This window comes from Renibacterium salmoninarum ATCC 33209, assembly GCF_000018885.1.
In the GTDB taxonomy this organism is placed as follows: domain Bacteria; phylum Actinomycetota; class Actinomycetes; order Actinomycetales; family Micrococcaceae; genus Renibacterium; species Renibacterium salmoninarum.
The window spans coordinates 1,234,267-1,260,025 of sequence record NC_010168.1 but is presented as its reverse complement, the minus strand read 5'-3'; the positions used below and the strand labels follow the sequence as shown (position 1 = coordinate 1,260,025).

28 protein-coding genes are annotated in these 25,759 nt (G+C 55.9%); 7 read left to right on the top strand and 21 right to left on the bottom strand.

Annotation, left to right across the window (positions count from 1 at the left end; translation table 11 throughout):
- Positions 1–13: 13 nt before the first annotated feature.
- From RSAL33209_RS06375 to thrS, 3 genes are all read left to right on the top strand, one after another.
- A complete protein-coding gene (locus tag RSAL33209_RS06375; protein ID WP_012244885.1) occupies positions 14–1,354 on the top strand; it encodes a nicotinate phosphoribosyltransferase in 1,341 nt (446 codons plus the stop codon).
- Positions 1,355–1,383: 29 nt separating this feature from the next.
- Positions 1,384–2,001, top strand: coding sequence for a nicotinamidase (locus RSAL33209_RS06370; protein WP_012244884.1), 618 nt, complete (start codon positions 1,384–1,386; stop codon positions 1,999–2,001).
- 166 nt (positions 2,002–2,167) lie between these two features.
- Entirely contained in the window at positions 2,168–3,427 is a 1,260-nt protein-coding gene (gene thrS / locus RSAL33209_RS06365; RefSeq protein ID WP_114597591.1) for a threonine--tRNA ligase, read from the top strand.
- A gap of 18 nt (positions 3,428–3,445) precedes the next feature.
- Here thrS and RSAL33209_RS06360 read toward each other — a convergent pair whose 3' ends face one another.
- The 10 genes from RSAL33209_RS06360 to RSAL33209_RS06325 form a co-directional block, all read right to left on the bottom strand.
- Entirely contained in the window at positions 3,446–5,245 is a 1,800-nt protein-coding gene (locus tag RSAL33209_RS06360) for a DEAD/DEAH box helicase (protein ID WP_012244882.1), read from the bottom strand.
- Positions 5,246–5,295: 50 nt separating this feature from the next.
- Complete coding sequence (locus RSAL33209_RS06355; RefSeq protein WP_411740986.1) at positions 5,296–5,598, bottom strand: DUF3039 domain-containing protein; 303 nt, start codon at positions 5,596–5,598, stop codon at positions 5,296–5,298.
- A 65-nt stretch (positions 5,599–5,663) separates the two neighbouring features.
- The gene (gene nagB, locus RSAL33209_RS06350) at positions 5,664–6,446 is read right to left on the bottom strand and encodes a glucosamine-6-phosphate deaminase (protein WP_041684548.1); all 783 of its coding nucleotides are present in this window, start codon (positions 6,444–6,446) and stop codon (positions 5,664–5,666) included.
- A gap of 97 nt (positions 6,447–6,543) precedes the next feature.
- Positions 6,544–7,047: a hypothetical protein gene (locus tag RSAL33209_RS16145; RefSeq protein ID WP_012244879.1), complete on the bottom strand. Its 504-nt coding sequence runs from the start codon at positions 7,045–7,047 to the stop codon at positions 6,544–6,546.
- A 39-nt stretch (positions 7,048–7,086) separates the two neighbouring features.
- Positions 7,087–7,416: a hypothetical protein gene (locus tag RSAL33209_RS16140; protein WP_012244878.1), complete on the bottom strand. Its 330-nt coding sequence runs from the start codon at positions 7,414–7,416 to the stop codon at positions 7,087–7,089.
- Positions 7,417–7,483: 67 nt separating this feature from the next.
- Positions 7,484–8,116, bottom strand: coding sequence for a hypothetical protein (locus RSAL33209_RS16135; RefSeq protein WP_012244877.1), 633 nt, complete (start codon positions 8,114–8,116; stop codon positions 7,484–7,486).
- Positions 8,101–8,886 (bottom strand): ABC transporter ATP-binding protein, encoded by a 786-nt coding sequence (locus RSAL33209_RS06340; RefSeq protein ID WP_012244876.1) that lies wholly within the window; start codon positions 8,884–8,886, stop codon positions 8,101–8,103. The genes RSAL33209_RS16135 and RSAL33209_RS06340 overlap by 16 nt, the downstream gene beginning before the upstream one ends.
- A 60-nt stretch (positions 8,887–8,946) precedes the next feature.
- Positions 8,947–10,044 carry an NADH:flavin oxidoreductase/NADH oxidase gene (locus RSAL33209_RS06335; RefSeq protein ID WP_012244875.1) on the bottom strand — a complete coding sequence of 366 codons (1,098 nt, stop codon included), beginning with the start codon at positions 10,042–10,044 and terminating at the stop codon, positions 8,947–8,949.
- 6 nt (positions 10,045–10,050) lie between these two features.
- Positions 10,051–11,013: a tetratricopeptide repeat protein gene (locus tag RSAL33209_RS06330; RefSeq protein WP_012244874.1), complete on the bottom strand. Its 963-nt coding sequence runs from the start codon at positions 11,011–11,013 to the stop codon at positions 10,051–10,053.
- Positions 11,014–11,027: 14 nt separating this feature from the next.
- On the bottom strand, positions 11,028–12,716 hold the full coding sequence (locus tag RSAL33209_RS06325) for a DUF8094 domain-containing protein (protein WP_145962049.1): 1,689 nt from the start codon (positions 12,714–12,716) through the stop codon (positions 11,028–11,030).
- Between the two features lie 289 nt (positions 12,717–13,005).
- Between RSAL33209_RS06325 and RSAL33209_RS06320 the strand changes: the two genes are divergently transcribed.
- Entirely contained in the window at positions 13,006–14,262 is a 1,257-nt protein-coding gene (locus RSAL33209_RS06320) for an AI-2E family transporter (RefSeq protein WP_012244872.1), read from the top strand.
- Between the two features lie 26 nt (positions 14,263–14,288).
- On the opposite strand, the gene RSAL33209_RS06315 is transcribed toward RSAL33209_RS06320, so the two are convergent.
- Together RSAL33209_RS06315 and RSAL33209_RS16985 are read right to left on the bottom strand one after the other, a co-directional pair.
- Positions 14,289–15,101 (bottom strand): alpha/beta hydrolase, encoded by an 813-nt coding sequence (locus tag RSAL33209_RS06315; protein ID WP_041684547.1) that lies wholly within the window; start codon positions 15,099–15,101, stop codon positions 14,289–14,291.
- A gap of 19 nt (positions 15,102–15,120) precedes the next feature.
- A complete protein-coding gene (locus RSAL33209_RS16985) occupies positions 15,121–15,465 on the bottom strand; it encodes a hypothetical protein (protein ID WP_080503777.1) in 345 nt (114 codons plus the stop codon).
- An 89-nt stretch (positions 15,466–15,554) separates the two neighbouring features.
- On the opposite strand from RSAL33209_RS16985, the gene nucS reads away from it, so the two are divergent.
- The 3 genes from nucS to RSAL33209_RS06295 all read left to right on the top strand — a co-directional run bounded on the left by nucS (position 15,555) and on the right by RSAL33209_RS06295 (position 17,996).
- The gene (gene nucS / locus RSAL33209_RS06305; protein WP_041684545.1) at positions 15,555–16,241 is read left to right on the top strand and encodes an endonuclease NucS; all 687 of its coding nucleotides are present in this window, start codon (positions 15,555–15,557) and stop codon (positions 16,239–16,241) included.
- Positions 16,242–16,295: 54 nt separating this feature from the next.
- Positions 16,296–17,519, top strand: a complete 1,224-nt coding sequence (locus tag RSAL33209_RS06300; RefSeq protein ID WP_041684544.1) for an N-acetylglucosamine-6-phosphate deacetylase — start codon at positions 16,296–16,298, stop codon at positions 17,517–17,519.
- A 270-nt stretch (positions 17,520–17,789) separates the two neighbouring features.
- On the top strand, positions 17,790–17,996 hold the full coding sequence (locus tag RSAL33209_RS06295) for a cold-shock protein (protein WP_041685304.1): 207 nt from the start codon (positions 17,790–17,792) through the stop codon (positions 17,994–17,996).
- Positions 17,997–18,185: 189 nt separating this feature from the next.
- On the opposite strand, the gene RSAL33209_RS06290 is transcribed toward RSAL33209_RS06295, so the two are convergent.
- The 9 genes from RSAL33209_RS06290 to atpB form a co-directional block, all read right to left on the bottom strand.
- Positions 18,186–18,617, bottom strand: a complete 432-nt coding sequence (locus RSAL33209_RS06290) for a DUF2550 domain-containing protein (protein WP_041684543.1) — start codon at positions 18,615–18,617, stop codon at positions 18,186–18,188.
- A 10-nt stretch (positions 18,618–18,627) separates the two neighbouring features.
- Positions 18,628–18,930 (bottom strand): F0F1 ATP synthase subunit epsilon, encoded by a 303-nt coding sequence (locus tag RSAL33209_RS06285; protein WP_012244866.1) that lies wholly within the window; start codon positions 18,928–18,930, stop codon positions 18,628–18,630.
- Complete coding sequence (atpD, locus tag RSAL33209_RS06280) at positions 18,931–20,385, bottom strand: F0F1 ATP synthase subunit beta (protein ID WP_041684542.1); 1,455 nt, start codon at positions 20,383–20,385, stop codon at positions 18,931–18,933.
- A 101-nt stretch (positions 20,386–20,486) separates the two neighbouring features.
- Positions 20,487–21,380 (bottom strand): F0F1 ATP synthase subunit gamma, encoded by an 894-nt coding sequence (locus tag RSAL33209_RS06275; protein ID WP_012244864.1) that lies wholly within the window; start codon positions 21,378–21,380, stop codon positions 20,487–20,489.
- Between the two features lie 84 nt (positions 21,381–21,464).
- The gene (gene atpA / locus RSAL33209_RS06270) at positions 21,465–23,102 is read right to left on the bottom strand and encodes a F0F1 ATP synthase subunit alpha (protein WP_012244863.1); all 1,638 of its coding nucleotides are present in this window, start codon (positions 23,100–23,102) and stop codon (positions 21,465–21,467) included.
- Between the two features lie 86 nt (positions 23,103–23,188).
- The gene (locus RSAL33209_RS06265; protein ID WP_012244862.1) at positions 23,189–24,004 is read right to left on the bottom strand and encodes a F0F1 ATP synthase subunit delta; all 816 of its coding nucleotides are present in this window, start codon (positions 24,002–24,004) and stop codon (positions 23,189–23,191) included.
- Entirely contained in the window at positions 24,004–24,561 is a 558-nt protein-coding gene (locus tag RSAL33209_RS06260; protein WP_012244861.1) for a F0F1 ATP synthase subunit B, read from the bottom strand. The genes RSAL33209_RS06265 and RSAL33209_RS06260 overlap by 1 nt, the downstream gene beginning before the upstream one ends.
- Positions 24,562–24,619: 58 nt before the next feature.
- Positions 24,620–24,823: an ATP synthase F0 subunit C gene (locus tag RSAL33209_RS06255; protein ID WP_012244860.1), complete on the bottom strand. Its 204-nt coding sequence runs from the start codon at positions 24,821–24,823 to the stop codon at positions 24,620–24,622.
- Between the two features lie 84 nt (positions 24,824–24,907).
- Positions 24,908–25,708 carry a F0F1 ATP synthase subunit A gene (atpB, locus tag RSAL33209_RS06250; protein ID WP_012244859.1) on the bottom strand — a complete coding sequence of 267 codons (801 nt, stop codon included), beginning with the start codon at positions 25,706–25,708 and terminating at the stop codon, positions 24,908–24,910.
- Between the last annotated feature and the right edge of the window lie 51 nt (positions 25,709–25,759).

The following is a 25,759-nucleotide window of genomic DNA, read 5'->3' as shown; positions in this document are numbered from 1 at the left end:
TTAGAGTACAGATGTGACTTCGATCAATGCCCGGCCAGCCCGCCCCAGCGCAGCCGCGAACACTGCTCTTTTGACCGACCGCTATGAGCTAACCATGCTCCAGGCAGCTTTGCTTTCCGGCACCGCAATGCGTGCCAGCGTTTTCGAGGTATTCGCTCGTCGGCTGCCCGAAGGCCGCCGTTACGGCGTGGTCGGCGGAACGGGCCGGTTGTTAGAAGGTCTTGCTAACTTCAGGTTTCAAGAAGCGGAGCTGAATTACCTTCAAAGCAATAAGGTAGTCAACCAACAAACTCTGGATTTCCTGGCTGATTACAAGTTCTCTGGAAATATATATGGCTACGCCGAGGGCGAGGTCTATTTCCCGGACTCACCAATCCTGATGGTCGAGTCGACCTTTGCTGAAGCCTGCATCTTAGAAACCTATGTGCTTTCCGTGCTCAATCATGACAGCGCAATAGCCTCCGCCGCATCTCGGATGACCTCCGCTGCGCAGGGACGCCCGTGCATCGAGATGGGCTCGCGCCGCACGCATGAAGAAGCAGCTGTTGCCGCAGCACGGGCAGCGATTATCGCTGGTTTTGCCAGCACCTCTAATCTCGAAGCCGGGTTGCGCTACGGTGTGACCACGGTGGGCACGGCCGCGCATTCGTTCACCTTGTTGCACGACAGTGAACGCGCAGCATTCCAAGCTCAACTTGAAGCCCAAGGCGTGGGAACAACGTTGCTCGTGGATACCTATGACGTCGCTGCCGCGGTCAACACCGCTGTTGAGTTGGCTGGTCCAGATCTGGGTGCAGTCCGGTTAGATTCAGGGGATTTGCTGGCCCAGGCGAGGCAAGTCCGGGCTCAGCTTGATTCATTGGGTAACCTCAATACCCGCATCGTCGTGACCTCGGATCTGGACGAATTTGCTATCGCCGGCCTAGCGGCAGCCCCCGTGGATGCCTATGGTGTTGGCACTTCGCTGGTTACTGGCTCGGGTGCGCCGACGGCCGGCATGGTCTATAAATTAGTCAGCCGTGCTGGTGACGACGGCCAATTTGTCTCGGTGGCGAAGGCCTCCAAAAACAAGACCAGCGTTGGCGGTAAGAAATTTGCCTTGCGTCGACGTTCCGAGGACGGTATTGCGCAGACCGAAGTCGTTGGTATTGGGCATCATGCTGACGACGACGGCAACGATCGCCCGCTACTGCAGGATTTTGTGATCAATGGCGTACTTCAGGACGGCTGGACTGGCGCAGAAGCGGTCGTGCGAGCCGCCGCGAAGCATCTTTCCGCCACCAACGAACTTCCATCATCTTGGCGGCAGCTACAGCGTTGCGAGCCCGTGATCGCTACCGAGTACCAATCCTGATCCCGCTAGCGCAAATTACGGAGACGACAATGGCACAAGCTCTCATCATCGTGGACGTGCAGAACGATTTCTGCGAAGGCGGTTCGCTTGCGGTCGACGGCGGCGCTGAGGTTGCCACCGCAATCAGTGAGCTGCTCGACGACGCCACCGAGTTCGATGTGGTGGCAGCAACTCAGGATTGGCACATTGATCCCGGTTCACATTTCTCTGAGACGCCGAATTTTCAAGATTCATGGCCGGTGCATTGCGTGGCAGGTTCACGCGGAGCCCAGCTGCATGCAAATTTGGACGCAGAGTACATTGATGCTTACTTCCGAAAAGGCCAGTTTTCAGCTGCATATTCGGGGTTCGAGGGCATCCTAGCAGCAGATCTAGAGGTGCCGTTAGGCGAGGCGAAAGCCAGCCAAGAACTCACTAGCGAGGATCGATCGAGCTTGGACGATTGGCTACGCGAAAATGACGTACATACGGTGACCATCGCCGGACTCGCCACTGATCATTGTGTTCGCGCAACCGCTTTAGACGCAATCCAGGCTGGCTACGATGTGCGGCTTTTGGTGAACTTGTGCGCCGGTGTGGATGTCGAAGCCTCGGAAGCAGCTTTGGCAGAGATGGCAGACGCCGGCGTCGAACTCGTTGTAGAGTAACGGCATGCATCTGTTCAAGTTCAGCACGACGACGTCGGGTCACCCCCGGCGTCCATCGGTGTGAGTGCGAACAAATAACACCGTCAGGCCCTGGGAGACAATCCCAGGGCCTTTTTGTTTCTGGCGTCGTTTCCTAGGGCACTTCACAAAAAACCCTGAGGAAATTATGAATAACGATGTTGACCAATCGAATATTGACCAGGCCAAGGCGTTGGCTGATCATCGCCAATTGGGCCGAGAGCTGGACCTTTTTGCTTCTAATCCCCTTATTGGTCCTGGGCTGCCGCTCTGGCTGCCTGATGGCGCAGTGATTCGTACTGAATTAGAGAAACTCGCGGTTGAAGAGTCACTACGGAGTGGCTACCAGCGCGTGTATTCCCCGGTGCTGGCAAAACGAGAACTCTACGAACGCAGTGGGCGTTGGGCTAAATTCTCCGAAGATATGTTTCCGCCACTGCGAATTGGCAATGAAGAATTGGTGCTCCGGCCAGCCAATTGTCCACATCATGCCATGCTCTTTGCCGCTCGCCCACACTCCTGGCGCGAGCTGCCTATTCGATACGCTGAGCTCGGCTCCATGTTCCGTAGCGAACTCTCTGGCGTGCTTTCTGGTCTAAGTCGTGTTCGGCAAATAAATCTGGATGATTGCCACGTATTTTGCACCCCAGAACAGGCTCAATCTGAAGTGGTCCGCGGCATCCAAGCCATCAGCGCTGGCTATTCAATTCTTGGTCTGGAACCGGACTACTTTCGACTCTCCGCTCGCGACTCGGGCACCAGTTTTGCCGGTTCTGCTTCGGATTGGGCCGCAGCGGAATCAGTATTGAAAGCCGCTCTGGACGAACTTGGCCTGCCGTATCGCAGAGTAGCTGGCGAAGCTGCCTTTTATGGACCGAAAATTGACGTTCAGTTCTTTGACGCGGCTGGAAAAGAAGAAACCTTGTCCACTGTGCAACTCGATTTTGTGCAGCCAGAGCGCTTCGATTTGGCATACATTGGCGACGACGGTGCCGCGCACCGACCAATGATGGTGCACCGAGGCCTTTTCGGCGCCATGGAACGTACTGTCGCTTTACTCATCGAGAAGCATCAGGGGAAAATGCCACCATGGCTGGCTCCGGTACAGCTCGCGGTACTTCCGGTCAGCGACACCCAAGCAGCCCGCTGTGCGGAGATCAGCGCGCAAGCTCTCGCCGCCGGGATCCGCGTCATTGTTGATCACGACGGTAGCGTCGGTTCCCGAGTGCGTAAAACAAGTCAACGGCGAGTTTCTTGGCTCGCCGTCGTAGGCAGCCAAGAGAGCGAATCCGGAAAACTGAGCCTCAGTATTCCGGGCGCGCGGCCAGCTCAACTCCTGCCAGTCACCGAAGCAATTGAACTGATGCGGCAGAAAATTCAGCGCAGAGAACCATCAGTAATGCGTTAAGAGCTGGGCCGAACGGTACTACTTTCGGCCGATGAACCAGCCTTGTAATCGCTTGATTCTCGCTTGCAGTTGAGCCTCATTAGCCTGGGCCACCGCTGGCCCACCGTCCAGACGACGCAGCTCAGAATGCACCACGCCGTGCGGGGTGCCAGTCCGCGCCGACCAGGCGGAGACATTCTTAGCTAGGTCGCTACGCAGCTCAGTCAGCATCCGATGATCAGGTATCGCGGGAGCAGCCGACGCCTCAGGGTTCTTCTTGCGGCGTCGGCTAACCTGTTCCGCCTGGCGCTGACGTAACAAGATCGACACCTGATCTGCATCCAGCAAACCCGGAATGCCCAAGAAGTCTTGTTCATCCTCGCTGCCCATTTCGCCGCCCAGACCAAATTCGCCGCCGTCGAAAAGCACCCGGTCAAAAGACGCCTGCGACTCAAGCGCCTCAAACTTGGTCTTTTCCAACTCCCCCGAAGCCTTTTCTTCCCGATTGGCTTCAAGCATCTCGGCGTCTTCTTCAACAAATCCATCAGATTCGGCTTCGGGCCGGTCTAAGGCGTGGTCCCGCTCGAGCTCAAGTTCATTTGCCAACGCCATGAGTTGAGGCACTGAGGGCAGGAAAACTGAGGCCGTCTCGCCACGCTTTCGGGCGCGCACAAAGCGACCAACTGCTTGAGCGAAAAACAACGGCGTCGCTGTTGAGGTGGCATAAACACCCACGGCCAGCCGTGGCACGTCGACACCTTCGGAAACCATGCGCACCGCAACCATCCAGCGCGTAGTACCTGCAGAAAAATCATCGATTTTGCGTGACGCGCCGCCATCATCGGAGAGAATAATTGTCGCGGATTCGCCCGTGAGTTTTTTAATCTGGCCAGCATAGGCCCGCGCATCTTCATGATCGGTGGCGATAACCATTGCCCCCGCGTCGGGCACCGTCCGTCGCACCTCAGAAAGCCGCTTATCAGCTGCCGCAATCACCGCCGGAATCCATTCCCCGGTGGGATTCAGCGCGGTGCGCCAAGCTTGCGCAGTGATGTCTTTGGTCACCGCAGCCCCTAGCGTGGCGGCCATTTCCTCGCCCGCACTGGTGCGCCAACGCATCTGCCCCGAGTAGGCCATGAAGATCACGGGCCGGACCACATGATCCTTTAGCGCAGAACCGTAGCCGTAGGTGTAATCCGCCCGGGAACGCCGAATACCGTCTTTATCCTCAACGTATTCCACAAACGGAATAGGCGAAGTGTCAGACCGGAAGGGCGTGCCCGTCAAAGCAAGACGGCGTGCGGCCGGTTCAAAGGCTTCCCGGATTCCGTCACCCCAAGACAAGGCGTCACCAGCGTGGTGCACCTCGTCCATGATGACCAAAGTTTTGCCAGCCTCGGTTTTCGCTCGATGCAAAGCGGGCTTCGAAGCAACCTGGGCATACGTAACAGCAACCCCGATGAAGTCTCGGCCATGTTTACCATCGGCGTTTTTGAAGTTCGGATCGATGGCAATGCCAACTCTGGCCGCGGCGTCCGCCCACTGCCGTTTCAGGTGGTCAGTTGGCGTAATGATAGTGATTCGATTGATCTGGCCGCTATCTAAAAGATTGCGCGCAGCAGTCAATGCGAAGGTAGTTTTACCGGCACCGGGCGTCGCCACCGCGAGAAAGTCCTGACGATCACCATCAAAATACTTATGCAGTGCCTCGGACTGCCAAGCGCGCAGCTTCTGGGCGGTACCCCACGCTGCTCGTGCTGGGTAGGCCGGAGAAAGCGCAAGCGTGGGGGTGTTCAAATCAGGGTCGGTTGAGCCTGATCCGAAGAGGGTTTCTGTCACGTGTGGTGCTCCCGAACCGGCAGAAAACTACCGGCGCTGTGTTGTGGTGCTTACTTCTTGTCGCTGTCTTTGCCCGGCCGCAAGCCGTCATAAATTTCTTTGCATTCCGGACAAACCGGGAACTTGTTCGGATCTCGACCAGGAGTCCAAACCTTGCCACACAAGGCGATAACGGGTTCGCCGCTGAGTGCGGATTCTAGGATTTTTTCCTTACGCACATAGTGTGCGAACCGCTCGGCATCGCCAGGCTCAAGTTCTTCGCGCAGCTCAGTGCGCTCAATAGTTGCTGTTGATCCGCCAGGCCCCATGGGGTTGCCGGGATCATTTTCGAAAGGATCTGGTGGCAAACTCATAGCCACCATCCTACCGTCTAGCTGAGCCCAATGAGTCCTTGCCCCAGCCTTGTCGACTCGCTGACTCACAGTCCCTGCCAAGCTGGTTTATTGAGCCAGGTATGGCGGTAATAGTCTGCGAGCGCCAAATCGGTGGCAGCTGACTCGTCGACAAGAAAAGTGACGTGTGGGTGAAATTGCAGCACAGAACCAGGGCAAAGTGCGCTCACCGGGCCTTCTACCGCCTCGCGAACTGCGGCGGCCTTATTCGCACCGGTGGCAATCATCACCACGTGTCGCGCGTTCATAATCGTGCCTAAGCCTTGGGTGACCACGTGATGTGGAACTTCATCGATGGAGTCAAAGAACCTGGCGTTATCTTGACGAGTCTGCTCGGTGAGCGTTTTGATTCGGGTCCTCGAAGCCAGTGACGAGCCTGGCTCGTTGAAGCCGATGTGGCAATCAGTACCAAGGCCAAGGATCTGCAGATCGACGCCGCCCGCTGCGGTGATTGCGGCTTCGTATTCGGCGCAGGCACTCGCAATATCAGTGGCAGCACCATTTGGCGCGTGGACATGCTCCGGATCAATATTGACCCGACTGCTGAACTCTTGCCGGACAACTTCGGCATAGGACTGTGGGTGCCCTACCGGCAAACCAACATACTCGTCCAGGGCGAAGCCTTGTGCACCCGAGAAATCCACGCCGTCGCGGTCATGTCGCAGAGCCAATTCGCAGTAAATCGGTAACGGAGAAGAACCCGTGGCCAGGCCCAATACTGCGTGCGGTTTTGCTTTGAGCCATGCTTCTATCGCATTTGCAGCCAGCGAACCTGCTTCATCCTTGTCAGAAAGAATGACGACTTCCATGCACCCTGCTTCCATCGACAACCCTACGGATCGAGAATTGATCCCGACTCATTCTCCGCAATACCGAGCCGATCCACCAAGCTCTGTCCAAAATATCTCAGTTTTGCGCTATCAATTGGGTCAGAATTTCTGGCGCACGCCGATCGTAAGCTTTTGCACCGCTTCGTAGGCCGATAAATAGCATCACGGCGCCTAATAAGATCCCGGTGACAAAAGTAATCCAAGCCAACAGCACCGATCCGGTAGCTAGCGAAATGATCAGCAGAATCAGCTCCGGTAGACAAACTACGGCAAAGGCAAGCAGTCCAGCCATTTGCCGCAGTGCTTGGGTGAAATTGTTTCCTGGCCTGGATTTGAACGGATTGTCCCCCGGCGCGGGTACGTTGTAAATGAAATACGCTGAAGCGATCGAGCCCAAGCCAAGGCCACTCAACGCGGTGCCAAGCATCACGCCAAGTTGGGCCGGAAACATTACCCAACCGTTAGTCAAGACAGCGCCCAACACGGTATAAATTAGCCCTAAGGGCAGCGCGATAACTGCGTAACCGACCGCGCGACCCAACCGGTCGTGGAAGCCGCTGACTCCGGTTGCCAAATGCAAGGCAAAAGCTGTGTTGTCATAAGAGGTGTCGGTGGATAATTACCAGGTAAGAAAGAAAACTGCAATACTGCCAGAAAAGGCTAGGGTGCCAAAATTCCCGCTTTGCAGCGCGGGAATCGCCATGATGATCGGCAAAAGCGGTGCCATCAAGACCGCGGCGGCGTAGCGCGGATCACGGCGAAAATAGCTACAGGTTCTAGCGGCCACCGCACCCCATGCTGTTGCGGGAAAGAACGCAAAGGCAGCCAACTTCCCACCCTCGCGACGCTGACCGCCGCTGTGCGTAGGCGTTACCAGAGCTCGAGCCAAGCTGATTTTCCAGGCCCAGGCTAAGAGGGCCGCCGTCGCAATTGCGATAAGAAACTTCACCGCAGCTTGCCACCACTGCCCAGCAGCGACGTCGGCCGGAACCGCCCATACGGCACCGAAGGGAGTATTAGGAGATTGATTCTGCGATTCCAGGCATCGATTGCCCCAAAGACTTGATGCCTTGCGTCAGCCCTTTAATAATCGGGCCAAGCAGAATCAACGGAATGAGGATAAGCAGCGCACTGAGATCCCGAAATTTTCTCGATGCTGCCATGTTGGCGCTCATCGAGGTCAGTGCCCTCGACCCCACCACGCAGGTAACTACAGCTAACATGGCGCAGAGTAAGGCGGCGACGGCGGAGAAGGGGTTGCGTGCCCAGGTTACCAATGTGCCTAATGCGGCCACCAATGTCACCAGGCCCGGAATCCCCACTACCGCTGCGATACCCAGTCCCAGCAGCAGCTGGCGCAGCGGAATAGCGAAAGTAGTAAACCTTTCCGGGTCTAAGGTCAGATCGACTCCGGAGAGCAGCATTGGCGCAATCCACCAGCCCAAAAGCAGAGCTGACCCGGCAAGCACGACAATTGTCCTTGCTAACTCGATTGGCGCGAAGGCCAACGTGATCAACCCGGCCACGAAGAAGATCATCAAAAATGCGCCATATATCCCGCCGATGATGATGCCAACCAGCTGTGCGGTGCTTCGCTTGGGTGAATTACGGAGGATCGCGAGTTTGAGCCGGATTAAGTGCGCAACCATGTCAGCCCCGCCCCGTGTGTCCGTCCGCCGACGAGTTCAACAAATCGGTCTTCCAAACTCAATTCACCGCGAACCTGGTCAACAGTTCCCGCGGCAAGGACGTTTCCGCCCGCGATGACCGCAACGTGGTCACACATTCTTTGCACCAGGTCCATAACGTGACTAGAGACAATCACCGTGCCACCGGACCGGACATAATCAGTCAAGATGTCTCGAATATTGGCGGCGGAAATCGGATCGACCGATTCGAATGGCTCATCCAAGACCAGAACTCTTGGCGCATGGATTAACGCCGATGCTAGGGCAATTTTCTTAGTCATCCCGGCCGAGTAATCAACAACCAGCGTGCCGGCATCCTTACTGAGATCCAAGGCGTCCAGTAAATCTTTGACTCGGGTGGCTACAGTTTCCCGGTCCATACCGCGCAATAATCCCGCGTAAGTGACAAGTTGTTCACCGCTCAAGCGGTCGAACAACCGCACGCCGTCAGGCAAGATGCCCAGCAGTTTCTTCGCTTCTAAGGGCCGTTCCCACACGTTGACGCCTTGAACCAAGATAGCGCCTTCGTCTGGGCGCTGAAGCCCGGTGGCCGCTAATAACGTCGTCGTCTTCCCAGCACCGTTCGGTCCGACTAAACCGTAAAACGATCCGGAGGGAACATCTAGATTAATGCGGTTGACCGCCACTTTTCCAGCAAACTTTTTGACCAGACCACGAATGCTCAAGGCCAAAGGAGGGACGACGCCGGGCGGCTGCGCGATTTCACTCATCTCTCTACGCTAATGCCTTTTGACCGAGATTAGCCAACTTTGCGGACTAAAGGGACTCGCTTAAAACCGTCCGCGCGGGGTAGCTCGTTCATACTGCGGGGCCCAAGGCAGCACGATGCCCAGATCATGTGCCGCTTGTTGCCACCAATGTGGGTTTCGCAAGGCAGCCCGCGCAACCAATACCGCATCCGCTTGCTCGGTGCGTAACAAATGATCCGCTTGAAAAGCATCAGTTATCAGACCCACACTGGCCACCGGGATCGCAGCTTCACGCCGAATCTGCTGCGCAAAAGCTGTTTGGTATCCCGGCCCTACTGGGATCTTCGCTTCAGCAACGATTCCGCCGCTAGATACGTCAATCAAATCAACGCCACGAGCCTTAGCCAAGACAGCGAGCCGAGAGACGGCGTCAGCATCTAGCCCGCTGGGGAACCAATCACTGGCTGAGACTCGAAGAAGCAGCGGCATTGACTCTGGCATTACCGCACGAACCGCCTCGACGACCTCAAGAGTCAACCGGAATCGACGTTCTTCGCTGCCGCCCCATTTGTCTTCTCTAGTGTTGACCAACGGACTAAGGAATTGGTGTAGAAGGTATCCGTGCGCTGCATGAATTTCTATGACATCGAAGCCAATCTGCACTGCTCGACGCGCCGAATCAGCAAAAGCCGAAATCACCTGCATTATTTGCGTCTCGCTCATAGCGAGCGGCGGCGCATAACCGGTGAAGGCTTCCGACGTCGCACCCAGACTTTGCCAGCCACCTTGGGCTTGCGGAACCGAACCGGAGTTTGCCGCGAAGGGCCACCAGGTGCTTGCTTTTCGGCCCGCATGCGCCAATTGGATGCCAATTTTGCTATCCACCGCGCCTTGCTGATGTACGAAATCAACAATTCTGCGCCAGGCTGCGGCTTGGTCATCGTTGTAGAGTCCGGTATCTCGAGGACTGATCCGGCCTTCCGGAAGCACTGCTGTAGCTTCGGAAAGAATCAACGCTGCTCCGCCGGCCGCGAATTGTCCTAAGTGCATCAGATGCCAGTCATTTGGCACACCCGGAGCGTTTAACTCATCGGCAGAATACTGGCACATTGGCGATACCCAGCCCCGGTGGCGTAGTTCCAGGCCTCGCAATGTCAAAGGTTCAAATAACTTAGACATGCTGGCTTAGAACAGTGCTCGCGCCAGCGCTTGGCGCGCCTTGGCAACTCGTGGATCAGCCGAGCCCACAATGTCGAATAAGTCTAGAACTCGCAATCGCGCCTTTTCTCGCTCAGACTCCCACGTGCTACCGGGATGCGCAGCGATATAACCCACTACTCGGTCCAAAGCGTAACCGACATGCCCGCCGACCAAATCCATGTCCGCTACCGCAAGCTGTGCGTCGACGTCGTCGGGCTGCTCGGCGGCTGCGCTGCGCAGCTTTTCAAGGCTTGCAGTATCTAAACCGTCAGTGCGTTGCATGAGCTGAACTTGCGCAAGCCCTACTTTGGCATCGCGGTCAGCCGGCGCTGCGGTAAGGGCTTTACGATATGCAGCTTCCGCTGCGGTCAGGTCACCGTTGTCAATGGCGTCAACCGCCTCTTGATGCAACGGCGGCAATGGGGCTTCCTCCGGCTCAGCTGATTCATCGCCGAGAGTACCGTTGACGCCATTTGCGGCTGCAACTTTGAGCAGCTCTTCCAAATAGCGCTTGACTTCTGATTCAGCAATTTCCCCGTTGAACAGCGGTACGGGTTGTCCCTTGACCAAAGCAACGACGGCTGGAACACCTTGCGTGCCAAAAGCCTGTGCAAGCTGCGGGAAAGTCTCAATATTGGCGCGCGCCAGCAAAATCTTGCCAACATACGCTGGAATCAAACTCTCCAAAGTGGCAACGACGGATTGTGATTGTGGTGACCAGCTGGCAAACATTGCCACCACAACGGGCACCTCGGCAGAAATTTGCACTAATTCTGGGAAGCTTTGTTCGGTTGCGTCAACCACAAAACTCTGTGATGGAGTTCTTTGCCCTGGCGTTGCTTGAGCAGATACCGGTTGGCTTGAACCATTCAAGCTGGAGAGATCGATCGCACCGCGAGTGTTACCCGCGCCAAGATTCGTTGTTGGCTGTGAAGCTGAGTTAGTCATGAAACCCAGTTTATCTATTTGAAGGCTGCGGTGGTGAGTCCGCGTTCTGCTGCCAACATCGTCATGGGCGCTGACGGACCGGCTTTCGGGATGTAAAACACCGCTTGTTCGTCGAAGGTCAACACATACCCTTTGAGTGTGTCCTTGCCGCTGGTAAAGGCCGCTGCGTTGTCGCCAACGCTCAATTTGTCACCCTCACCTTTTGGTGTGCCGTCTTGCGTGAAAGTGAAAGTACCAAACACTAGGGTTCCACCGTCGGCGGTTTCAAAGGCCACGATCGATTTGGGCTGCGGATCGTGCTTGAACACGATTGTCGCTTGGGGGCTGCCGGCAACAGTGTCCGCCTGGAACTTTGCCACCTCGTCAAGGTATTTGAAGCCTTGTGACGCCGCAAAGCTATCCTTGGCCGCGCCGTCCGGGTTAGTGAGCCGATCACCTAGCGCGGCGAGTGCCTCCGCGGGCGTCTTTTGTCCGGTGCCCTTTTTGTCTGCCGCAACGATCGCGGCACCGTTGGTATTGACTTCCGGCAGACTCTGACCTGGCAACAGTCGCGCAGTTGCGGTCAGTTTGTAGTTATCCCGAGGAGTTGCTTGCACCAGAGTAAGCAGCTGAGGTACGACATTGGCCGGGCCCTGGGTTACCGCGACCAAAGATCGTGGCCAAGCCCGATTGGTGCTGACAATCCTGGTGAGTAGTTTGTCCGCAATCGGCTCATTTGCTTGATAGTCAGCAACGACGGAGCGGATTTTGTAGTTACCTGTGCGCAATTGCAGCGCTGGATCAGCAATTCTGCTGGGAAGTAAATTAGCGTCTTTGGCAGCATCACCGTTAGCAACTGTCTTGACCACAGAGTCCAGAATTCTGGTGAATTGACCATCCGTCACTACTGAAGCCGCTAAGGAGTCTGGTTCAGCGCTAGCCGAGGCTGAAGCACTGCTTGATTCAGAGGATCCGGGAGCCGACGGCGTCGCGCTGTCATCAGCCTCAGCTCGCTGGGCGGGTGCTTGGCTAAGAGCTAACGCGGCAAGTAGCACCACCGCAGCAGCACTTGCCGCTCGACGACCGGAGCCGCCATCTTTCTTTCCTTTGCCCCGACCAAAGATCAAGTAAAGCAACCCAAGCAAGATCAGAACCGAACCGAAAACAATCAGCGGAACAGCCCACGGCGTGGAGGTGTCGTTGGGCACCGTCAAGGAGATTTTTTGTGCCGCAGAGGCTTTGCCGTCGCTGGCAACCAATAGCGACCAGTCACCGCTGCCCGGGGCGTTCCATTCATAATCCAAAGAACCAGAACCCCTTTGTTCGTTAGTCCAGAGGTCAGAACCTGCCGGATTAGCAGTGGCACCGGCGCCACCAACAAAGCTAGCGTTGAGCGAGCTGAAATTGTCCGAGGCGCTCGCTACCTTCAGATGTGGCGTCTGGCCAACCCACGCATCGACGTCGTCGCTTCGTCCTTGCACTACTTGCAAAGAACCGCTTCCTTGTACATTGACCTTCACCGGGCCAGGACGCTGGTTGAGGGCTTTAGATTCGATGACTGCTAACGGCGCATTCTGCCCGGCCGAGACTGATGAAACATCAACTTCTGCGGTGATATCCGCCGGCGGCTGCCAGATGGTACGTTGCGCAATGCCAAGCGCCAGGACGAGTAAACCGATCACAATTACCAGCAGCGGTGCCGCCAAAGAGAGTCGTCGTTGCACTGGGCCATTCCTCATCGTCATCGTTCGGTGCCGCAGCTGAATGCGCTGCCGCGGATACTTGCTGTTGTCAGTCTGCTTTTGACAGACATTTCGTCGAGCCAGCAAAAAATCTACTGACTGCATTTTGTGTTCTTATCAATACTAAGGGTAACCGTTTTGCCATTTCCGAACCCTATTGAAAGCGCCATGAGTGCGCGGAATCACTGGATCATCGAAGCTGCGCTGGTATGGTTTGGCTGAAACAGCACCGCATTAAGGACCGCATGAAACCCGCTGGAGGCCTGGCACATTGAGCACGGAGAATACAGCTGAGAAGGGCGCTCAGACTGCCCAAGACAGCACTGAAAGCACGCCTGAGCCCAGCAAGCGCAAGGGCTGGCTAGCAAAGCTATTTGGCAAACCTTTGCCCGGCGCGCAGCCAAGGATTCGATTCGACATGCCACCGGAAGGCGATGTTGAAACGCCTTCCGCTGAGGATGAGAAACGGCAGAATCCCACTGTAGTCCCCTTTTTCTTTCAGCGGCCAATTTACTTCGGCTTCATGGGTACTGTCGGCGTCGGCATCGCAATTGGTCTATATTTTGTCGCGGTCAATATCACTCAGCTCCTGGTCTGGATGCTTACCGCGCTGTTTATAGCCCTTGGATTAGACCCGGTAGTTCGGTGGCTTGAAAAACGAAAGATTCCTCGCCCGGCCGGCATAGTTCTCGCATTAGTGGTGCTCTTTTGCGCGATAGCGGGTTTCTTTTCCACGCTTATTCCCACGATCGTGGAACAAACTACTCAACTGGTGCAGCAAGCCCCCACGCTGATCAAGGACTTTTTGAACTGGGACTTCTTTGTGAGCATCGATTCACAGTTCCACGTCAGAGATCGAATTTCCGAAGAGGTAACAAAGTTCTTCGCCGATTCACAAGCCGTGGGTGGCGTGTTCGGCGGCGTCGTGGGCGTTGGCTCAACCATTGCCAATGGGCTTTTCGGCACGTTGATAGTGCTGGTGCTCAGTTTGTATTTCTTGGCATCTTTGCCATCGATGAAACGCTGGGCTTACCGGCTTGCTCCGCGTAGCCGGCGCTTGCGGGTTGAGGCTTTGAGCGAGCAGATTACCCGTTCAGTTGGCAACTACGTGATCGGCCAAGCCTGCGTAGCTATTCTTAACGCAGTTTTCGCTTTTGTTGTGATGTCGATTGTTGGAGTGCCCTACAGCATCTTGCTGGCCTTTGTCGTAGCGCTGCTCGCCTTTGTGCCCTTGGTCGGTGGTTTGATTGCCGGCGTCTTAGTGAGCCTGGTGGCGCTGACTAATAGCTGGCAGACCATGGTCATTTATGCTGTGCTGTACTTCGCTTATCTGCAGTTTGAGGCGTATTTCGTTTCGCCACGCATCATGCAACGAGCAGTGGCAGTGCCAGGTGCGGTCGCGGTGATCTCGGTTATCGCTGGCGGCAGCTTGCTAGGCGTGCTTGGTGCACTGATAGCTATTCCCACGGCAGCTGCGATCATGTTGTTGATCAAAGAGATCTTCTTGGCCCGTCAGGATCGCCAATAACGCTTCCGGCTCCAGCTCTTGACGGATTACCCGGCGCTGGCGAGCGGGCCTTGCCAGCTGCTGGACAGCTCGACCGGTTGGCCTAAAACGGTGCCGGTAATTTCGTTCAGGGCTCGTGCCGCGAACTTTTCACCGACCAAGAGATGTTTAGCACCGTCAACACCGATGACTCGCGCCTGGGGTAGCCGAGCGAATCGCTGCTGCGCCTCCGGCGGGCGAAGATAGTCGTCAAACTCCGGAATCAGCGCGGTAACTGGTTTGCCTGTCTTAGCCCAGCTCTCCAGATCCTCATCGGTAGCCCGTTTAAGCGGCGGCGAAAGGAGAATTGCTCCCTCGATTTGCTCAGCAACCGGGCTCAAAGCACCGTACTTTAGCGCAAGTTCAGTGCCAAAGGACCAGCCAAGGAGCCACCGATTTGGCAACCCTCGGTCCAGCGCAAATTGGCTTGCTGCAGTGACATCCGCATGCTCGCCGATGCCTTCTTCAAAATGCCCATCGCTGGTGCCCCGCGGTGACGAAGTGCCGCGGGTGTTAAAGCGGAGCACCGCAATTTTGGCCAATGCGGGCAACCGGTAGGAGGCCTTGCGATAAACATGAGAATCCATGAACCCGCCGTGGGTTGGAAGCGGGTGCAGTGTGACCAAGGTGCCGCGGATTTCGCCGTCGCTTGGTAGCGCCAATTCACCTACTAGTCGCAATCCATCGCTGGTATGCAGCTCAATATTCTCCCTAATCGCTGGCAGCACGGAGCCCGCCCGAATAGGTTCGGATTCACCGGAATCAACAAATTGGAAGATGTCTGGGTTGAACTCAGCGGAAGCAAAAGTTGCAGCATTCATAATCGTTATCTTAGGTTTCCTAGGCTCGGCTTCGGAAACTCCGGCCCCGCCAGCACGCTGTATGCCAATGCCTCCGACCAGCAATCGCATCAGCCTCGCCAAAAATCCAGTCTTCGCGCCAAATGACCAAATGCGCCATGCCAGCCTTGACCCCTTTTCCGCAACCTGGGCAAACATAATCTTTTTTGGCCTGCACGGCAGTGATTTGCCGAACCATCCACTCGCCGTCCCCAGCGCTCTCCACCGTGGCTCGGCCAGCAAAGACGCGATCTGCATCTAACGGCTCATGCTCAACGCCCGGATCGGGATTTCTACTGCCCGCTCTGCTCGACCCTCGACGACGGGGTCTATTGGATCGAGGCATAGAACTATTGTGCCGCAGGCATCGCGATCTGACCCAACGCGCGCTTATATGGTGCTCGCAGAGCGAATTCTCACGGTAGAGTTTTGGACGTGCGTTTGGTGATTGCTCGTTGCTCAGTCGATTATGAAGGTCGGCTCAAAGCCCATCTGCCTTTCGCGACCCGACTATTGATGGTTAAGTCGGACGGCTCGGTACTGGTTCATTCCGACGGCGGCTCCTACAAGCCGCTCAATTGGATGAGCCAGCCTGCCACTTTGCGGATCGTAGAAAAAGACTTAGACGAGGGCGTATTGGAGCAATGGGTTGTCCAGTCCGCAAAGACTGACGATCGGTTGATTATCAACATCCTCGAAAAGAGTCACGACTCAAGTCACGATCTTGGCGTCGATCCTGGGCTGATCAAAGATGGCGTAGAAGCTGACTTGCAGCGACTACTTGCCGCGCAGATCGAAACGCTCGGCGACGGCTTCTCGCTCATTCGACGGGAGTATTTCACTGCCATAGGCCCGGTGGATATTTTGGCCAGGGACGCCAAAGGGGCGACCGTAGCGATTGAGCTAAAGCGCCGCGGTGATATTGACGGCGTGGAACAACTCACCAGGTATTTGGAACTTCTCAACCGCGATCCCCTGCTGGCCCCCGTCCGAGGAATTTTCGCTGCCCAGCAAATAAAGCCGCAAGCCAGAGTCCTAGCAAACGACCGCGGCATAGACTGCATCACTTTGGACTATGACGTAATGCGCGGCGTTGACGACAGCGCTTCCCGACTGTTCTGATTCGCGCCGTCTGCGTTAAGCAGACGCCGACGCCAGGTGACTAGAATTGTCTGCATGACACCTCCTCCCTTGGCCCAGCAGCGCGTTGTCTTCGGCACCCTCATCAGCGATGGTTATCGCATTGACGACGGCGTGCTTGCGGTCGAAGGTGATCGAATCAGCTATGCGGGCCCCGCCGCTGGCTTTGTCCCCGACGCCGGGGCAGAAGAGACAAGGCTTCCGGAAGGCTCGCTAATCCTTCCTGGCCTGATCGATGTGCATAACCACGGTGCTGTGGGTGGAGATTTTCCCGGCGCCAACGAGACCGCTGCGCGGAAAGCGATCGATTTTTTACACCGTGCCGGCACCACCACATTATTGGCATCGATGGTTACCGCTTCAGAGCAAGATTTGCTTCGCGGAATCGAACTCTATGTCCAGTTGAGCAAAGAAGGCCTCATCGCCGGAATTCATTTGGAAGGTCCTTTTCTCTCGGAGGCCAGATGCGGCGCTCAAGACCCTGATTTTCTGAAAGCGCCAGATCTTCATCTAGCCCAGCGGCTCATCGATGCTGGCGAAGGCAAGATTCTCACCATGACTTACGCCCCCGAACTAGAAGGCGCAGAGTCCCTAGTCGATTTTTTGACCAGCCACGGTGTAACGCCGTCTTTGGGGCACACTGATTCCAACACGCAAACTGCTGCTGCTTCACTCACCCGAGTCCGCGAAGGACTAGAGTCAGCCGGCTTTGATGGTAATAGTGGACGCCCCACCGTGACGCATCTCTTCAACGGGATGCCTCCGATGCACCACCGCTCCCCTGGGCCAGTTGCTGCCTGTCTGCGCATCGCACGCGCCGGTGGCGCCGCCGTCGAACTCATTGCAGATAATACTCATTTGGACCCTCAAACCGTATTGATGGTTTTTGAACTCGTTGGCGCCAAAAACATTATCTTGGTGACGGATTCCATGGCGGCCACGGGTTTAGCAGATGGCAAGTATTCGCTTGGTCCCGCAGACGTCACCGTTAGCGGTGGCGTAGCCACGCTAGATACCACTGGTTCAATTGCCGGCGGCACAGCAACCTTGATCGAAGTCGTCAAACGAACTGTTGATGCCGGTGTGTCGCTTGAATCGGCAGTTCTCAGCGCAACCGCAGTACCTGCCCGGCTTTTGGGATTATCCGATGAGGTAGGTGGATTACGCCGAGGACTGCGCGCAGACGTGGTTATCTTAGCGCCTCAAATGAATGTGAGATTGGTCATGCGAAGTGGCATTTGGCTCGAATCTGGCGAGTAATTCCGCTTTTGAGACTAATTTGAAGCACATTTGAGTCAAAACAAAATATCTTTACTGCAAATATCGCCTTCTGACGTTGACCCAGATCATTTCCCATGGAATGCTTAGAGAAGTCTTTGTGTACGTGTTTTTCATGCTCGCAAGACAAGTTGCGAGCGTGGAGCGCCCGGACTGGTGTATTTCACTGATCAGGATTCTTCTCGCGCAGTAACTCTGGAGCTGCACATTAAGGTGCAACTCCACAACGTTTCACACGAGGAGATAAGTAACATGGCTCAAGGAACCGTCAAGTGGTTCAACGCGGAAAAGGGCTTCGGCTTCATCACTCCTGATGAGTCCCCGAACGACGTTTTCGTACACTACTCGGAAATCCAGACCAAGGGTTTCCGTACTTTGGACGAGAACCAGCGCGTAGAGTTCGAAATCGGCCAGGGTGCCAAGGGTCCCCAGGCTACAGGCGTTAACGTAATCGCCTAATTCGAGCAAATACTCGAGAGAATGGCTTCCAGCTTCGCGCTGGGAGCCATTTTTATTGCCCTTTAACAGGGTTCTTGGGGGTTCAGCTCAGAGTGAATGCCCCAGGTGGGTCCCAGTATCCAACATGTTTCAGTGGGACAAAACAGTATGTCCCAGTTCATGCGACCACTCAGCGGGACATACTGGCGGCTAGCGCCAGGTACCCACCCCAACAACGGGACCAGCTTCAAGCCACGAACTCAGTCCGGCATAGGCATCAAATTTCATCGCCATGCTGAAATCTTGGCCCTCATAACGAAGCAACACGATGACCGAATCAGGTTGCACCAAAGGACGCTCTGCCTCGCTGGGGTGCCGGCGTCCTAGGAGTTCTAGTGAGCTTCTGCGGTAGCTATATTGCGGCCGCGGGTTAAGCGACAAAAGCCGAAACCATTCCAGGTCCCGGTCTTGATAACGACAAACCCCCATTTGCCAGCGGTCACCCGACCGGCAAATGGAGGCGTCTACCGTGCCCAATGCACGGCGTAGCTGGAATCGCCTCACTCCGAAAAGACAGAGCGAGGCGATAACCAACAGGAAAATTACTGCAATGGTGATGAACGGGATTCCAGGGTCGTTCATCAAGGAAGATCTATCGAGTCCCTGCGGAGGTAACCCCGGATACTACATTGGCGTTGTCCGCAACGATCACGACGCGGTTGCTTTCAACGGAGAAGAAACCACCATCGACGCTCACTTCGATCCGGTTGCCTTCTAACGGCACAATCGACAGCTCGCCAGCAGCGAGAATCGCAAGTACTGGAGAGTGCCCCGGCATAATGCCGATGTCGCCGTCAGAAGTTTTAGCTTTGACCAAGCTCGCCGCGCCGGACCACACAAAGTGATCCGCTGCGACAATCTCTACGTCAAGTGCGTGTTCGGAGGACTCAGCCATTTACTTCGTCGATTCCTGGATCTTCGCCCACTGACGCTCGACGTCGTCCATTGCACCGACGTTGAAGAACGCCTGCTCAGCAATGTGGTCAACGTCGCCGTTGCAGATTGCCGTGAAGCCTTCAACAGTGTCCTTGATGGACACCGTGGAGCCTTCAACGCCGGTGAACTGCTTAGCGGTGTAAGTGTTCTGCGAGAGGAACTGCTGAATACGACGAGCACGCGAAACCACGATCTTGTCTTCTTCAGAAAGCTCATCGACGCCGAGGACCGCGATGATGTCTTGGAGCTCCTTGTTCTTCTGCAAGATCTGCTTCACGCGCACTGCGGTGTCGTAGTGATCTTTGCCGATGTACTGCGGATCCAAGATACGCGAGGTTGAAGTCAGCGGATCAATAGCCGGGTACAGACCACGGGACGCAATTTCACGCGAAAGTTCGGTGGTCGCGTCCAAGTGGGCGAACGTTGCTGCCGGAGCCGGGTCGGTGTAGTCATCAGCAGGCACGTAAACGGCTTGCATCGAGGTGATCGAGCGGCCCTTGGTCGAGGTAATGCGCTCTTGGAGCAAGCCCATTTCATCGGCAAGGTTCGGCTGGTAACCCACGGCGGAGGGCATACGACCCAGCAGAGTCGAAACTTCCGAGCCTGCCTGGGTGAAGCGGAAGATGTTGTCAATAAACAACAGCACGTCCTGGTTCTGTACATCGCGGAAGTATTCCGCCATGGTCAGCGCAGACAGTGCAACGCGCAAACGCGTTCCCGGCGGCTCATCCATCTGGCCGAAGACAAGCGCGGTGTCCTTCAGAACGCCCGACTCTTCCATTTCAACCCAAAGGTCGTTTCCTTCACGGGTGCGCTCCCCTACGCCAGCGAATACCGAAGTACCGCCGAAGTTACGAGCAACACGGGTGATCATTTCCTGGATAAGCACGGTCTTGCCAACGCCAGCACCGCCGAAGAGTCCGATCTTGCCACCCTTGATGTACGGGGTGAGCAAGTCAATCGACTTGATGCCAGTTTCAAGCATCTCGGTGGAGCCTTCGAGCTGATCGAAGCTCGGGGGTTTGCGGTGGATCGGCCAACGCTCGGTGTACTGGATCTCCGATTCCGCAACATCCAGGGGCTGGCCCAGAACGTTGAAGATGTGGCCCTTGACGCCGTCACCAACGGGAACTGAGATCGGCGCACCGGTGTCAGTGACAACTGCACCGCGAACCAGACCGTCAGTTGTCTGCAGCGAAATCGCGCGGACAAGATTGTCGCCCAAGTGCTGGGAGACCTCGAAGGTGACCGCGTGAGTGGCCCCGTTCAGGGTGATCTCGGCGGTCAGAGCATGGTAAATACCGGGGATGGCGTCAGCCGGAAACTCGACGTCGACCACCGGGCCGATGACGCGGGCAATACGGCCCGTGGCGGCAGCGGTCCTGGCTCCCTGTTCGGTTGCTGTGGCAGTCATCTCTCTCACTTCACTCAATGTAGCTGTCAGTAACTAGCTATGGGCTTAATACTATCGGTGCTGAAAAAAATTTAGATTTTCAGCGGCAGTTCAATGTTTGGCTACGACGCGTTGAGCGAGTCGGCGCCAGCAACAATCTCGGAAAGCTCCTGGGTGATTTCCGCCTGGCGGGCCGTGTTGGCCAGCCTGGTGAATTTCTTGACCAGATCACGTGCATTGTCGCTTGCGGACTTCATTGCCCGCTGGCGGGCAGCTAGCTCACTTGCAGCAGCTTGAAGCATCACATTGAAAATCCGAGCCTCGATATAGCGTGGTAGCAAAGCGTCAAGCACTGCTTCCGGCTCAGGCTCGTATTCGTAGAGCGGCAAGAGATCCGAGGACTCCGATACCTCTTCTTCGGAGACTTCCAAGGGAAGCAAACGGATAACCGTAGGTTCCTGGACAACCATCGACTTGAACCGCGTGTAGACAACGTGAATTTCATCGACGCCATCTTTTTCGAATTCCTCAGCAAAGTCTTCAAGAAGGGTTTTGCTGATTTCCTGAGCGGTAGCAAACTCCGGTGCGTCCGTGGGGTTGACCCAGGCCTTCGTGAAGCTGCGATTGCGGAACTGAAAATACGCTTGTGCTTTGTTGCCAACCAGGTAGGTTTTGACTTCTTTACCGTCTGCCTGCAGAAGAGTGTTGAGCTGCTCTGCTTGCTTCAGCACGCTCGCTGAGTACGAACCAGCGAGACCGCGATTTGAAGTCAAGACCAAAACCGCGGCACGAAGAATCTGCTCTGGCTCGGTGGTTAGCGGGTGATGGATTTCGGACTGAGAAGCCACTACCGAGACAGCACGAGTGATCGCGTTGGCGTAAGGCAGTGAAGCCTGCACGCGCGAGCGGGCTTTGCTGATGCGCGAGGTGGCAATCAGTTCCATCGCCTTGAAGAGCTTTCCCATCGACTGAGTCGATTTGATCCTCTGGCGGTAGACCCGAAGCTGGGCTCCCATTCTTATCCTTTCCTAAACGTCGGCGGCTGAAAGATAACTGCTGTTCCGGCCCGGCATCCGTACCGGAACAGCAGCGAAAATCAATTAGCGCTTCTGTTTGACGATCTTCTCTTGATCGACATCGGCTTCGGACAAGGAGTCGAACTCTTCGTGGCCAGCGCCAACCAAGTGGTTGGCGCCGTCGCCGAAGAAGCCCTTCTTGAAGTCAACAATCGAGGTCTTAAGCGCCTCGACGGTGCTGTCTTCCAGCTTGTTCGTCTGTGCCAGCGTCGTCAAAATCTCGGTGCTGTGGCGAAGGTGCTCAAGGAACTCTCGCTCGAAGCGAAGAATGTCCTCCACCGGTACTTCATCCAAGTAACCGTGGGTACCAGCCCAGATCGAAACGACCTGGTCTTCTACCGGGTACGGGGTGTACTGCGGCTGCTTGAGCAATTCCATCAGGCGCGAACCACGGGTCAGCTGCTGGCGCGAAGCCGCATCCAAGTCCGAGGCAAACATGGCGAATGCTTGCATATCGCGGTACTGAGCCAAGTCGAGCTTCAAGGTACCGGAAACCGTCTTCATCGATTTCACCTGAGCCGAACCACCGACGCGGGACACCGAGATGCCGACGTCAACAGCGGGACGCTGGTTAGCGTTGAAGAGATCCGACTGCAAGAAGATCTGGCCGTCAGTGATCGAGACGACGTTGGTCGGGATGAAAGCTCCGACGTCGTTCGCCTTGGTTTCGATGATCGGCAAACCGGTCATCGAGCCTGCTCCGAGTTCATCGGAAAGCTTTGCACAACGCTCTAGCAAGCGAGAGTGTAAGTAGAACACATCGCCTGGGTAAGCTTCGCGGCCCGGCGGGCGACGCAGCAACAGCGACACTGCTCGGTAGGCTTCGGCCTGCTTCGAGAGATCATCAAAGATAATCAGAACGTGCTTACCGGAGTACATCCAATGCTGGCCAATAGCCGAGCCCGCATAGGGAGCCAAGTACTTGAAGCCGGCCGGGTCAGAAGCCGGCGAGGCAACGATGGTGGTGTATTCCAGCGCACCGTTGTCTTCAAGCGTCTGACGAACTTCAGCGATCGTAGATGCCTTCTGGCCGATAGCGACGTAGATGCAGCGAACCTGCTTCTTGACGTCGCCCGAAGCCCAGTTAGCCTGCTGGTTCAAGATCGTGTCAACAGCGATCGCGGTCTTACCAGTCTTACGGTCACCAATGATCAGCTGGCGCTGGCCACGGCCGATCGGGATCATCGCATCAATAGCTTTGAGACCCGTCTGCATCGGTTCCTTAACCGATTGACGCTGAGTAACACCCGGCGCCTGGAGCTCAAGAGCACGCGTGGTCTCGGCCTGGATCTCGCCAAGTCCGTCGATGGGCACGCCCAACGGATCCACAACGCGACCCAAGAATTGGTCGCCTACCGGCACAGAAAGAATTTCACCGGTGCGGTGAACTTCCTGGCCTTCTTCAATCCCGGTGAAGTCACCCAAGATGATAACGCCGATTTCACGGACGTCGAGGTTCTGGGCTAGGCCCAGGGTCCCGTCTTCGAAGCGCAGCAGCTCGTTCGCCATGACCGAGGGAAGCCCCTCGACCCGGGCGATGCCGTCGCTGGCGGTGGTAACCCGGCCAACTTCGACACGTTCTGCGTTGCCAGGCTCGTAGGACGCCGCGAACTCATTCAACGCATTACGCACGTCGTCGGCGTTGATGGTCAATTCGGCCATCTGCAGTCCCTGCTCTCCTCAATCATGATCACCGCGAGTTACGGCAAATCTTTGTACTTTTGTACGGTGTTGCTAAATTCTTGCTCTTAGCCGGCCAGTTGCCGACGAAGTTCTCCGAGTCGGTTGACCACTGACGCGTCAACCACCTCATCGCCCACACGAACGCGTACGCCACCAATCAGCGTCGGATCGACACTGATATTGACCTTTAGATCGCGTCCGTAGAGGTTGTTCAGTCCGGCAGACAGCCGAGCTTCTTGATTCTTGTTCAATGCTTGGCCGACCGTAACAGTGGCAATCCAGCGTTGTTGCCGAGCGGCCGCCAGAGTTGCGAACTGCTCCACAAGCTTCGCCGGACGCGCACCGCGAGGTGCAGCAACCGCTTGGCCAATGAGTAGTTCAGCAACTTGCGAAGCGCCTGGAACTAATGCCGAAGCAAGTTTTTGCTTAGCTTCAGCGCTTGCTTGCGGTTCGCTGAGGGCTCGTTGCACTTGGTGATTTGCCGCAACTGTTTGATTGAAAACAAACAAATCGTTTTCCAGCTTTTCCAAACCTTCAGCGCCAGGAGCTTCATTCTCAGCGACAGCGATTGCCACCGTGGCAGCCACCGTCTCCAAAGCATCGCCAAGATCGCGAGCCGAAGCCCAGCGTTCTTTAGCTAATGAGTCAACAATCTGCTCAGCTTGCGCGGAGACCTTGCCCCTGACCAAAGAACTCAGCAGTGCTGCTTTGTCCTTTCCCTCACGAGACGGGTCGGTCAGCGCGCGGCGTAAACCGGCTGAGCTGTCTACCACGGCTAAGACCGAGAAGAGCTCCCGCGCTAATTGCGCGGTTGCGGTGGGAAGAACAGATTCCAGCTCAGCCAAGACCTTGGCCCGGGAGTCGGAGGAAATTCCAGCCATTACTTGGCCGCGCCTTCGCTCTTGCTATTCGCCTCAAGGTCCGCCAAGAAACGGTCGACGACACGGTTAGAACGAGCGTCGTCTTGCAATGATTCACCGACGATGCGACCAGCAAGGGTGGTAGCCAGCGAGCCAACTTCCGAACGCAGCGAAACCACTGCGGCTTGGCGTTCAGCGGCAATTGCCACCTGAGCCTGCTCAGTGATTCGAGCGGATTCGGAGGCAGCCTTTTCCTTCAGGTCTGCAAGGATCTGCGCACCTTCGGCACGAGCGTCTTCGCGGATCTTATTGGCTTCAGCGCGAGCTTCGGCCAGCTGCTGCTTGTACTCTTCGAGTGCTGCAGTGGCTTCGGCCTGTGCTTCTTCCGCCTTGGCGATGCCGCCTTCGATAGCTTCAGTGCGCTCCGCGAAGGTCTTCTCGAACATCGGCACCACAAACTTGATGACGATGAAGAGCAGGATCGCGAAGCCAATGAGAACCAACGCGGTATCCCAGATATTCGGGACGATCGGGTTCACACCCTCGCCGCTTGCGGCGAAAATTTCAGCGTTGCTCAATCTTTCACCTCTCCTTATCTACGTGGACAGAGTCCAGTTGGTTGATCTTCAGGTTCAATTAGAGAACGAAGGCGAAGACCAAACCGAGGATCGCGAGCGCTTCGGTGAATGCCAAACCAAGGAAGGCCAGCGGCTGGAGCACGCGCTGCGCTTCGGGCTGACGAGCAACGCCGTTGATGTACGCGGCGAAGACCAGTCCAACACCGATACCACCACCGATTGCGGAGAGGCCGTAACCGATCATGTTGAGAGAGCCAGTCATGATGTTCCTTTCAAGATACCGCCACGGTGACGGTAGGTTGTTGGAGTTATCCCGGGTGGGAATTCTTCAGTTGTAAAAAAATCTTTAGTGCGAGTCCGCGTGCAGCGAACCTTCAATATAAGTTGCAGTCAAAAGCGTGAAGACATAAGCCTGCAACACCATGATCAGCATCTCGAGCATGTACATGGCGATGAAGCCGACCACAATCAGAATCGAGGCGCCTTTTACGAGGAAGTTTTCCTGTTCCAGCAAGAACTCGGTGCCATAGCCAGCCATCAAAACAATCATGTGCCCAGCAAGCATCGTTGCAAACAAACGCAAAGAGTGCGTTGCAGGCCGAACCAAATAGTTAGAGATGATCTCAATCGGGATCACCATGAAAAGCAAGTACCACGGCACGCCAGTAGGTACTACTGAAAGTTTGAAGTACTTCCAGCCGTTGCGCTTCACGCCGAGAATAATCCAGGTGAAGTAGACGACGCCGGCCAAAGCATAAGCACCGCCAACGTGCGAAAATGTTGGAATTTCCAGCAACGGAATGGCTCCGAAGATGTTGTTCACCAAGATAAAGAAGAACAAAGTGAACAGCACCGGGACAAACTTGATGAAATCCCTGTTGCCGATAATGTCTTTACCGATCGAGTTACGGACAAAGCCGTAAGCGATCTCGCCGGCGAATTGGAATCGACCGGGCACCATTTTGCCTTTGCGAGCAGCCAAGACAAAGAACACCGCAATCAATACAACCGAGAGCACCACGAGTACGTGATATTCGGTGATTCCGTCCCAGGCGAACCAGGCGCCTGGCAAGCCAGCGTCACCGATTCCTGGCGGGTTAAAGCCGCCATCCGACGAGCCTTCGGCGGGGAGCATAAGCGCGTTCAACGCGTTTCCTCTCTGCTGTGTCCTTCATTGGGCAAAAGTTGAAGATCCGAC

Excerpts from the sequence above, each read along its gene's own strand:
- RSAL33209_RS06285 (WP_012244866.1), bottom strand. The coding sequence starts at position 18,930 with ATGGCTGAGTCCTCCGAACACGCACTTGACGTAGAGATTGTCGCAGCG.
- RSAL33209_RS06300 (WP_041684544.1), top strand. The coding sequence starts at position 16,296 with ATGACACCTCCTCCCTTGGCCCAGCAGCGCGTTGTCTTCGGCACCCTC.
- RSAL33209_RS06335 (WP_012244875.1), bottom strand. The coding sequence starts at position 10,044 with ATGTCTAAGTTATTTGAACCTTTGACATTGCGAGGCCTGGAACTACGC.
- RSAL33209_RS16985 (WP_080503777.1), bottom strand. The coding sequence starts at position 15,465 with ATGCCTCGATCCAATAGACCCCGTCGTCGAGGGTCGAGCAGAGCGGGC.
- RSAL33209_RS06295 (WP_041685304.1), top strand. The coding sequence starts at position 17,790 with ATGGCTCAAGGAACCGTCAAGTGGTTCAACGCGGAAAAGGGCTTCGGC.
- thrS (WP_114597591.1), top strand. The coding sequence starts at position 2,168 with ATGAATAACGATGTTGACCAATCGAATATTGACCAGGCCAAGGCGTTG.
- RSAL33209_RS06315 (WP_041684547.1), bottom strand. The coding sequence starts at position 15,101 with ATGAATGCTGCAACTTTTGCTTCCGCTGAGTTCAACCCAGACATCTTC.
- RSAL33209_RS06290 (WP_041684543.1), bottom strand. The coding sequence starts at position 18,617 with ATGAACGACCCTGGAATCCCGTTCATCACCATTGCAGTAATTTTCCTG.
- RSAL33209_RS06275 (WP_012244864.1), bottom strand. The coding sequence starts at position 21,380 with ATGGGAGCCCAGCTTCGGGTCTACCGCCAGAGGATCAAATCGACTCAG.
- atpA (WP_012244863.1), bottom strand. The coding sequence starts at position 23,102 with ATGGCCGAATTGACCATCAACGCCGACGACGTGCGTAATGCGTTGAAT.
- RSAL33209_RS06255 (WP_012244860.1), bottom strand. The coding sequence starts at position 24,823 with ATGACTGGCTCTCTCAACATGATCGGTTACGGCCTCTCCGCAATCGGT.
- RSAL33209_RS06265 (WP_012244862.1), bottom strand. The coding sequence starts at position 24,004 with ATGGCTGGAATTTCCTCCGACTCCCGGGCCAAGGTCTTGGCTGAGCTG.
- RSAL33209_RS06340 (WP_012244876.1), bottom strand. The coding sequence starts at position 8,886 with ATGAGTGAAATCGCGCAGCCGCCCGGCGTCGTCCCTCCTTTGGCCTTG.
- RSAL33209_RS06370 (WP_012244884.1), top strand. The coding sequence starts at position 1,384 with ATGGCACAAGCTCTCATCATCGTGGACGTGCAGAACGATTTCTGCGAA.
- RSAL33209_RS06330 (WP_012244874.1), bottom strand. The coding sequence starts at position 11,013 with ATGACTAACTCAGCTTCACAGCCAACAACGAATCTTGGCGCGGGTAAC.
- atpD (WP_041684542.1), bottom strand. The coding sequence starts at position 20,385 with ATGACTGCCACAGCAACCGAACAGGGAGCCAGGACCGCTGCCGCCACG.
- RSAL33209_RS16135 (WP_012244877.1), bottom strand. The coding sequence starts at position 8,116 with ATGGTTGCGCACTTAATCCGGCTCAAACTCGCGATCCTCCGTAATTCA.
- RSAL33209_RS06355 (WP_411740986.1), bottom strand. The coding sequence starts at position 5,598 with ATGAGTTTGCCACCAGATCCTTTCGAAAATGATCCCGGCAACCCCATG.
- nagB (WP_041684548.1), bottom strand. The coding sequence starts at position 6,446 with ATGGAAGTCGTCATTCTTTCTGACAAGGATGAAGCAGGTTCGCTGGCT.